The 12,867-nt window shown below is 65.6% G+C and carries 15 protein-coding genes; all 15 read right to left on the bottom strand.

Translation table 11 applies throughout. The features are described from left to right. A partial coding sequence (locus tag N878_RS00755; protein WP_036987132.1) for an Hpt domain-containing protein occupies nucleotides 1–372 on the bottom strand: 372 nt, incomplete at its 3' end. A gap of 13 nt (nucleotides 373–385) precedes the next feature. After that, nucleotides 386–1,174: a protein phosphatase CheZ gene (locus N878_RS00750; protein ID WP_021441788.1), complete on the bottom strand. Its 789-nt coding sequence runs from the start codon at nucleotides 1,172–1,174 to the stop codon at nucleotides 386–388. A gap of 19 nt (nucleotides 1,175–1,193) precedes the next feature. After that, complete coding sequence (locus tag N878_RS00745) at nucleotides 1,194–1,568, bottom strand: chemotaxis response regulator CheY (protein WP_169968482.1); 375 nt, start codon at nucleotides 1,566–1,568, stop codon at nucleotides 1,194–1,196. Nucleotides 1,569–1,645: 77 nt separating this feature from the next. Then, complete coding sequence (fliA, locus tag N878_RS00740; protein ID WP_031302503.1) at nucleotides 1,646–2,392, bottom strand: RNA polymerase sigma factor FliA; 747 nt, start codon at nucleotides 2,390–2,392, stop codon at nucleotides 1,646–1,648. Beyond that, a complete protein-coding gene (gene fleN / locus N878_RS00735) occupies nucleotides 2,389–3,219 on the bottom strand; it encodes a flagellar synthesis regulator FleN (RefSeq protein WP_031302501.1) in 831 nt (276 codons plus the stop codon). The genes fliA and fleN overlap by 4 nt, the downstream gene beginning before the upstream one ends. Nucleotides 3,220–3,315: 96 nt before the next feature. After that, on the bottom strand, nucleotides 3,316–4,626 hold the full coding sequence (gene flhF / locus N878_RS00730) for a flagellar biosynthesis protein FlhF (RefSeq protein WP_021441785.1): 1,311 nt from the start codon (nucleotides 4,624–4,626) through the stop codon (nucleotides 3,316–3,318). Nucleotides 4,627–4,637: 11 nt separating this feature from the next. Next, nucleotides 4,638–6,767, bottom strand: a complete 2,130-nt coding sequence (gene flhA, locus N878_RS00725) for a flagellar biosynthesis protein FlhA (RefSeq protein WP_021441784.1) — start codon at nucleotides 6,765–6,767, stop codon at nucleotides 4,638–4,640. A gap of 341 nt (nucleotides 6,768–7,108) precedes the next feature. Further along, nucleotides 7,109–8,245 carry a flagellar biosynthesis protein FlhB gene (gene flhB, locus N878_RS00720; RefSeq protein WP_021441783.1) on the bottom strand — a complete coding sequence of 379 codons (1,137 nt, stop codon included), beginning with the start codon at nucleotides 8,243–8,245 and terminating at the stop codon, nucleotides 7,109–7,111. Between the two features lie 9 nt (nucleotides 8,246–8,254). Further along, the gene (fliR, locus tag N878_RS00715) at nucleotides 8,255–9,031 is read right to left on the bottom strand and encodes a flagellar biosynthetic protein FliR (protein WP_021441782.1); all 777 of its coding nucleotides are present in this window, start codon (nucleotides 9,029–9,031) and stop codon (nucleotides 8,255–8,257) included. A 7-nt stretch (nucleotides 9,032–9,038) separates the two neighbouring features. Next, nucleotides 9,039–9,308, bottom strand: a complete 270-nt coding sequence (gene fliQ, locus N878_RS00710; protein WP_021441781.1) for a flagellar biosynthesis protein FliQ — start codon at nucleotides 9,306–9,308, stop codon at nucleotides 9,039–9,041. Nucleotides 9,309–9,318: 10 nt separating this feature from the next. Then, nucleotides 9,319–10,104 carry a flagellar type III secretion system pore protein FliP gene (gene fliP / locus N878_RS00705; RefSeq protein WP_021441780.1) on the bottom strand — a complete coding sequence of 262 codons (786 nt, stop codon included), beginning with the start codon at nucleotides 10,102–10,104 and terminating at the stop codon, nucleotides 9,319–9,321. Further along, nucleotides 10,104–10,535, bottom strand: a complete 432-nt coding sequence (gene fliO / locus N878_RS00700; protein ID WP_021441779.1) for a flagellar biosynthetic protein FliO — start codon at nucleotides 10,533–10,535, stop codon at nucleotides 10,104–10,106. The genes fliP and fliO overlap by 1 nt, the downstream gene beginning before the upstream one ends. A gap of 2 nt (nucleotides 10,536–10,537) precedes the next feature. Then, entirely contained in the window at nucleotides 10,538–11,005 is a 468-nt protein-coding gene (gene fliN / locus N878_RS00695; protein WP_021441778.1) for a flagellar motor switch protein FliN, read from the bottom strand. A gap of 39 nt (nucleotides 11,006–11,044) precedes the next feature. Then, nucleotides 11,045–12,016, bottom strand: a complete 972-nt coding sequence (fliM, locus tag N878_RS00690) for a flagellar motor switch protein FliM (RefSeq protein ID WP_021441777.1) — start codon at nucleotides 12,014–12,016, stop codon at nucleotides 11,045–11,047. 12 nt (nucleotides 12,017–12,028) lie between these two features. After that, nucleotides 12,029–12,547, bottom strand: coding sequence for a flagellar basal body-associated protein FliL (gene fliL, locus N878_RS00685; RefSeq protein ID WP_021441776.1), 519 nt, complete (start codon nucleotides 12,545–12,547; stop codon nucleotides 12,029–12,031). Nucleotides 12,548–12,867 lie beyond the last annotated feature (320 nt).

The following is a 12,867-nucleotide window of genomic DNA, read 5'->3' as shown; positions in this document are numbered from 1 at the left end:
CGACAGCGCCGCCAGCAGCTCGGCCGACGCCGGGGTCGGCTCGCTGCGCTCGCGCACCTGGCCGAACATGCCGTTGACCGCATCCAGGGCTTCGAGCACCACGTCCATCAGCTCGGCGTCGACGCGTCGCTCACCCTTGCGCAGGATGTCGAAGACGTTCTCGGCGATATGACAGCACTCCACCAGCTCGTTGAGCTGGAGGAATCCCGCCCCGCCCTTGACGGTATGGAAACCGCGGAAAATGGCGTTGAGCAGGTTCATGTCGTCCGGGCGGCTTTCCAGCTCGACCAACTGTTCGGACAACTGTTCGAGGATCTCGCCGGCCTCTACCAGGAAGTCCTGGAGGATTTCTTCATCGGCGCCGAAGCTCATAGGGGGGAACTCCTTAGAATCCTAGACTGGACAGCAGGTCGTCGACATCGTCCTGACTGGAGGCGACGTCATCACGCTTATCGGCATGAATCTGCGGACCTTCACCCCGAGATGGCTCTTTTAATTTTTCCTGTTCGGCGCGCAGCTGCTCATGGTCGTGCTGAATGCCGGCGAAACGGTCGACCTGGCTGGCCATCAGCACCAGTTTGAGCAGGTTGCTTTCCACCTCGGTGACCAGCTGGGTGACGCGTTTGATCACCTGCCCGGTGAGGTCCTGGTAGTCCTGCGCCAGCAGAATGTCGTTGAGATGACCGGACAGCTTGCTGCTGTCGCGCTCGCTGCGGGCGAGGAACAGCTCGATACGCTTGGCCAGCTCACGAAAGCCCTCGGCGCCCATCTCGCGGCGCATGAAGCGGCCCCATTCGGCGCTCAGGCTCTGCGCTTCGTCGCTGAGGTCGTTGACCAGCGGTGCGCTCTGCTCGACCAGGTCCATGGTGCGATTGGCCGCCTTCTCGGTCATAGTGACCACGTAATTCAGGCGCTCGGTGGCATCGGCGATCTGCGACAGCTCCTGGGCATGCGGCATGCGCGGATCGAGCTGGAAGTTGACGATGGCGTTGTGCAGCTCGCGGGTCAGCTTGCCGACCTCGTGGTACAGGCCGCGGTCGCGGACCTTGTTGAGCTCGTTGATCAGTTGTACCGCGGCGCCGAAGTTGCCTTTTTCCAGGCTGTCGACCAACTCGCGGGCGTTGCTTTTCAGGGTCGACTCGAGGTCGCCCAAGATGGAGTCATCGTGTTCCATAGCACCCTCGCGGCCGACATCAGCCGTTGACCCGCTCGAAGATCTTCTCGATCTTTTCCTTCAGCACCTGGGCGGTGAAGGGTTTGACCACATAGCCGTTCACGCCGGCCTGGGCCGCTTCGATGATCTGATCGCGCTTGGCCTCGGCGGTGACCATCAGCACCGGCAGGTGCTTGAGGCGCTCGTCGGCGCGCACCGCACGCAGCAGGTCGATGCCGGTCATGCCGGGCATGTTCCAGTCGGTCACCAGGAAGTCGAAACTGCCGCTCTGCAGCATGGGCAGCGCCGAGGTGCCATCGTCGGCCTCTGCGGTGTTGGTGAAACCCAAATCACGCAAGAGGTTCTTGATGATCCGTCGCATCGTCGAGAAATCGTCAACGATGAGGATTTTCATGTTCTTGTCCAAGTCGACCTCCGTACAGTCCCAAACGTATTGCACACGCAATGACGTCCTTTAATCGTGAAACCGACTCAGCTGGCGCGCCACTCGCCCAGGCGCGCGCGCAGACGCGCGGCGCACTGGCTGTGCAACTGGCTGACGCGCGACTCGCTGACCCCCAGCACTTCGCCGATTTCCTTCAAGTTCAGTTCTTCATCGTAATACAGCGCCAGCACCAGACGTTCGCGCTCCGGCAGACCGGCGATGGCCTCGGCCAATGCCGCCTGGAAGCGTTCGTCTTCGAGGTCCCGCGAAGGTTCGAGGTGGGTGTGCCCGGCGTCCTCGTGCAGCCCGCCGTGCTCGCCGTCCTGCAACAGGTCGTCGAAACTGAACAGGCGGCTGCCCAAAGTGTCGCCAAGGATGCCGTAGTAATCTTCCAGACTCAATTGGAGTTCGGCCGCAACCTCCTGATCTTTAGCGTCGCGCCCGGTTCTCGCTTCCACGACGCGGATCGCGTCGCTGACCATGCGGCTGTTGCGGTGCACCGAACGGGGCGCCCAGTCGCCCTTGCGCACTTCGTCGAGCATGGAGCCGCGGATGCGGATGCCGGCGAAGGTTTCGAAGCTGGCACCCTTGCTGGAGTCGTATTTACGCGAGGCCTCGAGCAGGCCGATCATGCCGGCCTGGATCAGGTCGTCGACCTGCACGCTGGCCGGCAGACGGGCCAGCAGGTGATAGGCGATACGTTTGACCAGAGGCGCATAGCGCTCGATCAACTGGTGCTGCGAATCCTGCGCCTGCGCCTTGTTGTACATACGAAGTCCAGAAGCTGCTGTCATACGGCGCTGTCTGCCGTCGGTTGCTGCACCAGACGTTCGACGAAAAACTCCAGATGGCCGCGGGGGTTGGCCGGCAGCGGCCAGGTATCGACCTTCTGGGCTATCGCCTTGAACGCCAGGGCGCACTTGGATCGTGGGAAGGCTTCGTAGACGGCGCGCTGCTTCTGCACGGCCTTGCGCACGCACTCGTCGTAGGGCACGGCGCCGACGTACTGCAGGGCGACGTCGAGGAAGCGATCGGTCACCTTGGTCAGCTTAGCAAAGAGGTTGCGCCCTTCCTGCGGGCTGTGGGCCATGTTGGCCAGCACGCGGAAGCGGCTGATGCCGTGGTCGCGGTTGAGCAGCTTGATCAGCGCGTAGGCATCGGTGATCGAGGTCGGCTCGTCGCACACCACCACCAGGATCTCCTGGGCGGCGCGGACGAAGCTGACCACCGCATCGCCGATGCCAGCGGCGGTGTCGATCACCAGCACGTCGAGATTCTCGCTGATCTCGCTGAACGCCTGGATCAGCCCCGCGTGCTGCATCGGCGAGAGGTTGACCATACTCTGCGTGCCGGACGCCGCCGGCACGATGCGGATGCCGCCCGGCCCCTGCAGCAGCACGTCGCGCAGGTCGCACTCGCCGCTGATCACATCGGCCAGGGTGCGCTTGGGCGCCAGCCCCAGCAGAACGTCGACGTTGGCCAGGCCGAGGTCGGCGTCCATCAGCATCACCCGCCGACCGAGATCGGCCAGGGCCATGGACAGATTCACCGACACATTGGTCTTGCCGACGCCACCCTTGCCGCCGGTCACCGCGATCACCTGTACGGGATGCATACCCATGTTTTCTACACACCTTGTCTAACTTCGACTTGGCCATCCGGCCGTTCACTCCGGCGACGGTGTCGCCCGAGGGTGCAACATTCTCTTCTCGCTGCCTCAGCCGGCGCGTCGCGCCGGGCTCTGGTAGAGCCCGGCGAACAGCTGCGCCATGGCGTCCTCGCTCGGCTCCTCGGCGGCCTGCAGGCCCACCGCGCGGCTGACCAGCTGGTGGCTGCGCGGCACCTGCAGATCGTCCGGAATCCGCGGGCCGTCGGCGACATAGGCTACCGGCAGATGCTGGCTTATAGCCAGACCTAAAGCCTCGCCCAGGCTGGCGGCTTCGTCCAGCTTGGTCAGTATGCAGCCTGCCAGGCCGCAGCGCTTGTAACTATGGTAGGCGGCCTTGAGCACTTGGCTCTGGCTGGTGGCCGCCAGTACCAGGTAATTCTTCGCCTGCAGGCCGCGCGCCGCCAGGCTCTCCAGCTGCAGGCGCAGCGCCGGGTCGTTGCCCGGCAGACCTGCGGTGTCGATCAGCACCACGCGTTTCTTCGCCAGTGGCGCCAGGGCCTGCAGCAGCGACTGGCCGGGGTCGACCTGGGTCACCGACACGCCGAGGATGCGGCCCAGGGTCTTGAGCTGCTCCTGCGCGCCGATGCGATAGCTGTCCATGCTCACCAGGGCGACCTGCTGCGCGCCGTGCTTAAGCACGTAACGGGCCGCCAGCTTGGCCAGGGTGGTGGTCTTGCCCATGCCGGCGGGGCCGACCAGGGCGATCACCCCACCCTCTTCCAGCGGCTCGATTTTCGGCGTCTTGATCGCGTGGGCCAGGTAGGCCAGCAGCATGCGCCAGGCCTGGCGCGGCTCGGCGACGTCGGCGACCTTGTTCAGCAGCGCCTGCGACAGCTCGGCAGACAGGCCCATGCGCTGCAGCCGGCGCCAGAGGTTGGCCTGTTGCGGGCGGCGGGTCTGCAGCTGGCCCCAGGCGATGGAGCCGAGCTGCATTTCGATCAGTTCGCGCAGGCCGTGCAGTTCGAAGCGCATGGCGTCCAGCGCGCGCGGATCGACCGCAGGCTGCACCGGTGCAGGCTCGGCCGGGCGCTGTGGCTTGACCGGGGTGGCCGGCAATTCCGGCGCCACCAGCGACTCGTTGGCGAACAGCTGGCGATCCTTGCCGGCGTCCTGCTCGGCACGGGTGGCCAGTTCGGCCTGGGCGCTGGCGATGCGCGCTTGGGTCTTGCGCAGCTCGGCTTCCAGGGCCGGGTTCGGCCGTACCGGCGCCGGCGTCACCTGGTAATCCAGCGCGGCGGTCAGCTCGACGCCGCCGGCCACCCGGCGATTGCCGATGATCGCGGCATCGGCGCCCAGCTCGTCTCGCACCAGTTTCATGGCGGCCCGCATATCGGCGGCGAAGAAGCGTTTGACCTGCATGACCCTTTACCTCAGTTCTGGCCCACAGTGGCGACTATGGTGACCTGCTTGTTGTCCGGAATTTCCTGGTAGGCCAGCACGTGCATGCTGGAGACCGCCAACCGCGCAAAGCGCGACAACATCGCCCGAATCGGCCCGGCCACCAGCAGGATCACCGGCTTGCCGAGCATTTCCTGGCGCTGCGCTGCTTCCACCAGGGAACGCTGCAGCTTCTCGGCCATGCCCGGTTCGAGGAGGATGCCATCCTCGCTGCCCTGACCGGCCTTCTGCAGGCTATTGAGCAATATCTGTTCCAACCTGGGCTCGAGGGTGATCACAGGCAGCTCCGGCTCTAGTCCCACGATGCTTTGCACGATGGCGCGGGCCAGCGACACACGAACGGCGGCGACCATCGCGGCGGGATCTTGACTCTTCGGCGCGACGTTGGCGATCGCCTCGGCGATGGTGCGGATGTCGCGCACTGGTACCTGCTCCTGCAGCAGCGCCTGCAGCACCTTGAGCAGGGTCGACAGCGACACCAGCCCCGGCACCAGTTCCTCGGCCAGCTTCGGCGAGCTCTTGGCCAGCAGCTGCATGAGCTGCTGCACTTCCTCGTGTCCCAGCAGCTCGTGGGCGTGCTTATGCAGGATCTGGTTGAGGTGGGTGGCGACCACGGTGCTGGCGTCGACCACGGTATAGCCCAGCGACTGCGCCTGGTCGCGCTGGCTGGGGTCGATCCACACCGCCTCCAGGCCGAACGCCGGATCCTTGGCGGCGATGCCGTTGAGCGGGCCGAACACCTGGCCGGGGTTGATCGCCAGCTCGCGGTCCGGGTAGACCTCGGCCTCGGCCACGCTGACGCCCATCAGGGTCAAGCGGTAGGCGTTGGGCGCCAGGTCGAGGTTGTCGCGGATATGCACCGAGGGCATGAGAAAGCCCATCTCCTGCGAGAGCTTCTTGCGCACCCCCTTGATCCGCGCCAGCAGCTGCCCCCCCTGGTTGCGATCGACCAGCGGAATCAGCCGGTAACCCACCTCCAGGCCGACCATGTCCACCGGGGTAACGTCGTCCCAGCCCAGTTCCTTGACCTCCTGCGCCTTCTGCGCCGGCAGCAGCTCCTGCTGGCGCTGCACTTCCCTGACCTCCTCTTCCTTGGTCTTGCGCTGCTTGTTGGCGATCCAGTAGGCGGCGCCGGCGGCCACCAGGCCCAGGCTGATAAAGGAGAAATGCGGCATGCCGGGCACCAGGCCCATGGCGATCATGATCGCCGCCGCCACCGCCAGCGCGCGCGGCGAAGCGAACATCTGCCGGTTGACCTGGGCGCCCATGTCCTCGGAGGTGGACACCCGGGTCACCATCACCGCGGCGGCGGTGGACAGCAGCAGGGAGGGAATCTGCGCCACCAGGCCGTCGCCGATGGTCAGCAGGGTGTAGACCTTGCCCGCCTCGGCGAACGGCAGGCCGTGCTGCAGCACGCCGATGGCGATACCGCCGATCAGGTTGATGAACAGAATCAGCAGGCCGGCGATGGCGTCGCCGCGGACGAACTTGCTGGCACCGTCCATCGAGCCGTAGAAATCGGCCTCCTGGGCCACCTCGCTGCGGCGCTTCTTGGCCTCGGCCTGATCGATCAGGCCGGCGTTGAGGTCGGCGTCGATGGCCATCTGCTTGCCGGGCATGGCGTCCAGGGTGAAACGCGCGCTGACCTCGGAGATACGCCCGGCGCCCTTGGTGACCACCACGAAGTTGATGATCATCAGGATGGCGAACACCACGATACCGACCACGTAGTTGCCGCCGATCACCACCTCGCCGAAGGCCTGGATCACCTGCCCCGCCGCGCCGTGGCCCTCGTGGCCGTTGAGCAGCACCACGCGGGTCGAGGCGACGTTCAGCGCCAGGCGCAGCAGGGTGGCCGCCAGCAGGATGGTGGGGAAGACGGCGAAATCCAGCGGTCGCAGGGCGTAGATGCTGACCAGCAAGACGACGATGGACAGGGCGATGCTGAAGGTGAACAGCACGTCGAGCAGAAAGGGCGGGATCGGCAGCATGACCATGCCGAGCATGACCAGCAGCAGCAGCGGGATACCCAGGTTGCCGTGGCGCAGACCCGCCAGGTTGCTGCGTACCTCTCCAATGATTTGTGCGCGATCTACTGCCACGTCCCTACCCCAGCCGATTCAATCTTTTGACGCGAAACTGCGCCCTGCTGGGGTAATGGCAAGAAGCGTTCCAGAAAGGCAGCGGCAAGCTACAAGCACGTAGCACGTAGGTTGGGTTGAGGAGCGTAGCGACGAAGCCCAACGCGCCCCGACCGCCAACTCTGCTCGGGTTGGGCTTCGCTGCGCTCAGCCCAACCTACCGATCCTTGGCGCGCACGGCGCACCCTACGAGCACGTAGGTTGGGTTGAGGAGCGCAGCGACGAAGCCCAACGCTTCCCGCCCACCAATTCTGCTTCTGTTGGGCTTCGCTGCGTTCAGCCCAACCAGGGTTCCACCCGCTTTATTCGTCGCGGCGCAGGTCCGGCGGGATCGGCAGATCGGGCAGCGGCCCCGGGCGCTTGCCCTTGCCGGCCTGGTACTGGCGCAGCTGGTAGACGTAGGCCAGCACCTGGGCCACCGCCAGGTACAGGCCAGCGGGAATTTCCTGCTCCAGCTCGGTGGAGTAGTACACCGCCCGCGCCAGCGCCGGCGACTCCAGCAGCATGACCCGGTGCTCCTGGGCGATCTCGCGGATCTTCAGCGCCAGGAAGTCGCCGCCCTTGGCCAGCAGCACCGGCGCGCCGCCCTTGTCCGGGTCGTATTTCAGCGCCACGGCGAAGTGGGTCGGGTTGGTGATCACCACGTCGGCCTGCGGCACCGCCTGCATCATGCGCCGCTCGGCCATCTCGCGCTGCAGCTGGCGGATGCGCCCCTTGACCTCGGGCTTGCCCTCGGTGTCCTTGTATTCGTCGCGCACCTCCTGCTTGGTCATCTTCAGCTTCTGCTTGTGACTCCACAGCTGGAACGGCACATCCACCGCGGCGATCAGGATCAGCCCGCAGGACAGCCACAGCGCGCTCCAGCCGACGACCTTGAGGCTGTGCAGGATGGCCGGCTCGAGCGGCTCGTTGGCGATGGCCAGCAGGTCGTCCTGATCCACCGCCAGCACCACCAGCGCCACCGCCAGGATCACCAGGAACTTGGCCAGCGCCTTGACCAGCTCCACCAGCGCCTGCACCGAGAACATCCGCTTGAGCCCGGCCAGCGGGTTCATCCGGCTGGCCTTGGGCTGCAACGCCTCGGCGGAGAACAGCCAGCCGCCGAGGGCGATGGGGCCGATCACCGAGGCGATCAGCAGGGCGATGAAGAACGGCTGCAAGGCCAGCAGCGCATGCTTGCCCGAGGCCAGCAGGTACTGCGCCATGCTGCCTTCGCTCATCAGCACCTCGCGCGGCAGGCTGAAGTTGCCGCGCATCAGGTCGAGCATCACGTTGCCCATGTAGGCGCCGAAGACGATCAGCGCCACGGTGCCGGTGAGGGTCACCGCCAGGGTGTTGAGCTCCTTGGAGCGGGCGATCTGGCCCTTCTTGCGCGACTCTTCGAGCCGCTTACTGGTGGGTTCCTCGCTTTTGTCGGCGCCGCTTTCGCTCTCGGCCATGGCCTCTCCTCAACGCACCTGGGCGAATTCGCCCAGCTGCTGCAGGGCCTCGCTGGCCAGCGCCTGGAACAGGCTGCCGAAATCGGACAGGCCGACCCAGAAGATCACCAGGCCCAGGGCCAGGGTCAGCGGAAAGCCGATGGAAAAGATGTTCAGCTGCGGCGCGGCGCGGGTCATAACGCCGAAGGCCAGGTTGATGATCAACAGCGCGGTGACCACCGGCAGGGTCAGCAGCAGGCCGGCGCCGATCACCCAGCCGAGCTTGCCGGCCAGCTCCCAGTAGTGATTGACCATCAAGCCCTGCCCCGACGGCAGGGTGACGAAACTTTCCGCCAGGATCTCCAGCACCACCAGGTGGCCATTGATCGCCAGAAACAGCAGGGTCACCAGCATCAGCATGAACTGGCCGAGCACCGGCACCGAGACGCCGTTGGTCGGGTCGACCATGGAGGCGAAGCCCAGGCCCATCTGCATGGCGATGATCTGCCCGGCCACGGCGAACAGGTGGAAGAACAGCTGCAGGACGAAGCCGAACATGGCGCCGATCAGCACCTGCTCGGCGATCAGCAGAATGCTGCGCAGGCTCAGCGCATCGACCTGCGGCAACGGCGGCAGGGTCGGCACCAGCAGCACGCTGACCGCCAGGGCCAGGTACAGGCGCACGCGCATCGGCACCAGCTGGGTGCCGATGATCGGCATGACCATGAACATGGCGGCGATGCGAAACAGCGGCAGGAGGAACTGGCCGACCCAGCCGCCGATCTGTTCGTTGCTCAGCTCCAGCATCGTCCGGCTATCCGATCAGGTAGGGAATGTTCTGAATCAGGGTCTGGGTGTACTCCATCAGCTGGCGTACCAGCCAGGGCCCGGCCCAGATCAGGGTCAGCAGCATCACGATCAGACGCGGCAGGAAGCTCAGGGTCTGTTCGTTGATCTGCGTGGCGGCCTGGAACATCGCCACGATCAGGCCGACCACCAGGCTCGGCACCACCGCCAGACCGACGATCAGCACGATCAGCCAGAGCGCTTCGCGAAACAGGTCTACCGCGATCTCGGGAGTCATCAGAGCCTCGCTACAGGGTGCCGAAACTGGCCGCCAGGGTGCCCATGATCAGCGCCCAGCCGTCGACCAGGACGAACAGCATGATCTTGAACGGCAGCGAGATGATCAAAGGCGACAGCATCATCATGCCCATGGCCATGAGGATACTGGCCACCACCATGTCGATGATCAAAAACGGGATGAAGATCATGAAGCCGATCTGGAATGCGGTCTTCAGCTCGGAGGTGACGAAGGCCGGCACCAGGATGGTCAGCGGCACGTCCTCGACGCCATTGAGGTCGGTGCGCTTGGACAGGCGCACGAACAGCTCCAGGTCGCTCTCGCGGGTCTGCGCCAGCATGAAGTCGCGGATCGGCCCCTCGGCCCGGGTCAGCGCCTCCTGGGCGACGATCTCCTCGTTGAGGTAGGGCTGTAGCGCGTCGCGGTTAATCCGGTCGAATACCGGCGCCATGATGAACAGGGTGAGAAACAGCGCCAGGCCGACCAGGATCTGGTTCGATGGCGTCTGCTGCAGACCCAGCGCCTGGCGCAAGATGGAGAACACGATGATGATGCGGGTGAAGCTGGTCATCAGCATGACGAACGCCGGGATGAAGCTCAGCGCGGTCATGATCAGCAGGATCTGCAGGCTGACCGAATACTCCTGCTGGCCTTCGGCGTCGGTGGACAGGGTGATGGCCGGGATCGACAGCGGGTTGCCGCCCTGCTGGATCAGCGAACTGCCGAGCGGCGGATCTTCGGCGTAGGCCAACGAGGCGCCCAGGCTCAGCAGCAGCACCAGCAACAAACGCAACATCAGGATTTGTCCTTCTGATCCTTGCCCAGCAGCTCCATCAGGCGCTGGGCGAACTCCGGCGTGGCCGGCTCGGCGTCGGCCAGGTGCACCGGCTCCTTGAGCACGTGCAACGGGGTGATGCGCCCGGCGGACAGGCCGAGCAGGATCTGCTCGTTGCCCACCTGCACCAGCACCAGGCGGTCGCGCGGACCGAGCGACTGGCTGGCCAGCAGCTTGATCACCTGGCCGCCGCGCGGCGCCAGTTGCTGCACCCGGCGCAGCAGCCAGGCGAGCAGGAAGATCAGGCCGATCACCAGCAGCAGGCCGAGCAGCAACTGGCCGAGCTGGCCGGCCATATCGCTGCCGGCCAGCGGCGTCGTCGCCTGGCCGGCGGGCTCGGCGGCCAGGGCAGCCATGGGCAGGGCCAACGGCAGGACGAGGAATCGATTCATGGTCAGCGCAGCTTCTTGATGCGTTCGCTGGGGCTGATCACGTCGGTCAGGCGGATGCCGAACTTCTCGTTGACCACCACCACCTCGCCGTGGGCGATCAGGGTGCCGTTGACCAGCACGTCGAGCGGCTCGCCGGCCAGGCGGTCGAGCTCGATCACCGAGCCCTGATTGAGCTGCAGCAGGTTGCGGATGGTGATGTCGGTATTGCCCACTTCCATGGAGATCGACACCGGAATATCCAGGATCACGTCCAGGTTGGGCCCTTCCAGACCGACCGGCAGATTGCTGGAGGGCGGCGCGCTGCCGAATTCCTCCATTGGCGCGCGCGGCGCCGCAGGCTGAGCGGCGCCCTGCGCCGCCAGCATGGCGTCGATGTCGTCCTGACCGGCATCGCCGGCCTCGGCCAGCGCCGCGGCCCACTCGTCGGCCAGCGCCTGCTCCTCGGGGCTGGTGTTCTCTTCAGTTGCCATCGTCTTTCCTCGCCTGGCTCAATGGGGTTGCCAGCGCCGTCAGCGCTGACGTTCGATCGGCTCGAGCACCTGCAGGGCCAGATTGCCCTTGTGTGCGCCGAGCTTGACCTTGAAAGTCGGCACGCCGTTGGCGCGCATGATCACGTTGTCCGGCAGCTCCACCGGGATCACGTCGCCCGGCTGCATGTGCAGGATGTCGCGCAGCTTGAGCTGGCGCCGCGCCACGGTGGCGGCCAGCGGCACGCTGACGTCGAGGATGTCCTCGCGCAGGGCCTTGATCCAGCGCTCGTCCTGGTCGTCGACGTCGGACTGGAAGCCGGCGTCGAGCATCTCGCGGATCGGCTCGATCATCGAATAGGGCATGGTGATGTGCAGGTCGCCGCCGCCGCCGTCCAGCTCGATATGGAAGGTGGACACCACGATGACTTCGCTCGGGCTGACGATATTGGCCAGCGCCGGGTTGACCTCCGAGTTGACGTACTCGAAGTTGATGTCCATCACCGCGTGCCAGGCCTCGCGCAGGTCGACGAAGGCCTGGTCGAGCACCATGCGCACCACGCGCAGCTCGGTGGGGGTGAACTCGCGGCCCTCGATCTTGGCGTGACGGCCGTCGCCGCCGAAGAAGTTGTCCACCAGCTTGAACACCAGCTTGGCGTCGAGGATGAACAGCCCGGTGCCGCGCAGTGGCTTCATCTTCACCAGGTTGAGGCTGGTGGGCACGTACAGCGAATGCACGTACTCGCCGAACTTCATCACCTGCACGCCACCGACCGCCACGTCCGCCGAGCGGCGCAGCAGGTTGAACATGCTGATGCGGGTGTAGCGGGCGAAGCGTTCGTTGATCATCTCCAGGGTCGGCATGCGTCCGCGGACGATGCGATCCTGGCTGGTCAGGTCGTATTGCTTGACGCTGCCCGGTTCGGCGGCGTCCTCGGTATCGACCAGGCCGTCGTCGACGCCGTGCAGCAGCGCGTCGATCTCGTCCTGGGACAGCAAGTCTTGCACGGCCATGTTCGCTCCCGGCTACTGCAATACGAAGTTGGTGAACAGCACCTGCTCGACCACGGTGCCGCCGGTTTCCTGCTGGGCCAGTTCCTGCACGCTGGCCAGCGCCTGCTGCAACAACATCTCCTTGCCCAGTGCGCTCTGCAGGGCGGCGAAATCCTGGCCGGCGAGCAGCATCACCAGGCGGTTGCGCAGCACCGGCATGTGCACCTTGAGCTTGTCCAGGCCGGCGGCGTCGCGGCTCATCAGGGCCATGCTGACCTGCAGGTAGCGGGTACGTCCCTGGTAGTTGAAATTGACCACGAAGGCCGGCATCAGCTCCTGGTACAGCGCCGCCTGGCGCACCGGCGCCGCGCTGGCGGACGCCGCCGCGGGTTCGGCATCCGCGGCCTTGTCGCCCTTGCTGAGGACGAACCAGGTGCCACCGATGGACAGGCCAACGGCCAGCAACAGGGCCAGCACTATCAATACGATGAGCTTCAGCTTGCCCTTGCCGGCCCCCTGGTCGTCGCCGGTCACCGTGTCTTTCTTAGCCATGCCAATAATCCGTCACTGTCGGAGTTCTTTCCGCTTTCAGGGGGTTGAGAGCAAGTGTTATGCCAGCCTAGCGGCTCGCTTGTCTAACTCTGGGCTGCGGATTTAACAGCGGTGCGCGCCGGCTGTCATCCAAAATGCATTCGCCCGGGAGGCCGGCAGGCCGCCCGGGCGAATGCGAGGCTGGCGAAACAGGCCCGGCGACCGGACTCAGGCGTAGTAATCCACCAGGCCCAGGCCTGCGCTCGAACGCTCGCTGCGCAGCTCCTGCGCAGCGCTCGGCAACGACTCGTCCGAGGCCAGCCGGTCGTCGCCGCCGCTGG

This window comes from Pseudomonas sp. EGD-AK9, from assembly GCF_000465935.2.
Classification (GTDB): Bacteria; Pseudomonadota; Gammaproteobacteria; order Pseudomonadales; family Pseudomonadaceae; genus Aquipseudomonas.
This window is presented reverse-complemented; position numbering and strand designations above follow the sequence as displayed.

Excerpts from the sequence above, each read along its gene's own strand:
- fliP (WP_021441780.1), bottom strand. The coding sequence starts at position 10,104 with ATGTTGCGTTTGTTGCTGGTGCTGCTGCTGAGCCTGGGCGCCTCGTTG.
- fleN (WP_031302501.1), bottom strand. The coding sequence starts at position 3,219 with ATGGGTATGCATCCCGTACAGGTGATCGCGGTGACCGGCGGCAAGGGT.
- fliQ (WP_021441781.1), bottom strand. The coding sequence starts at position 9,308 with ATGACTCCCGAGATCGCGGTAGACCTGTTTCGCGAAGCGCTCTGGCTG.
- fliA (WP_031302503.1), bottom strand. The coding sequence starts at position 2,392 with ATGACAGCAGCTTCTGGACTTCGTATGTACAACAAGGCGCAGGCGCAG.
- flhB (WP_021441783.1), bottom strand. The coding sequence starts at position 8,245 with ATGGCCGAGAGCGAAAGCGGCGCCGACAAAAGCGAGGAACCCACCAGT.
- flhF (WP_021441785.1), bottom strand. The coding sequence starts at position 4,626 with ATGCAGGTCAAACGCTTCTTCGCCGCCGATATGCGGGCCGCCATGAAA.
- fliM (WP_021441777.1), bottom strand. The coding sequence starts at position 12,016 with ATGGCCGTGCAAGACTTGCTGTCCCAGGACGAGATCGACGCGCTGCTG.
- fliL (WP_021441776.1), bottom strand. The coding sequence starts at position 12,547 with ATGGCTAAGAAAGACACGGTGACCGGCGACGACCAGGGGGCCGGCAAG.
- N878_RS00750 (WP_021441788.1), bottom strand. The coding sequence starts at position 1,174 with ATGGAACACGATGACTCCATCTTGGGCGACCTCGAGTCGACCCTGAAA.
- fliR (WP_021441782.1), bottom strand. The coding sequence starts at position 9,031 with ATGCTGGAGCTGAGCAACGAACAGATCGGCGGCTGGGTCGGCCAGTTC.
- fliO (WP_021441779.1), bottom strand. The coding sequence starts at position 10,535 with ATGAATCGATTCCTCGTCCTGCCGTTGGCCCTGCCCATGGCTGCCCTG.
- fliN (WP_021441778.1), bottom strand. The coding sequence starts at position 11,005 with ATGGCAACTGAAGAGAACACCAGCCCCGAGGAGCAGGCGCTGGCCGAC.
- N878_RS00745 (WP_169968482.1), bottom strand. The coding sequence starts at position 1,568 with ATGAAAATCCTCATCGTTGACGATTTCTCGACGATGCGACGGATCATC.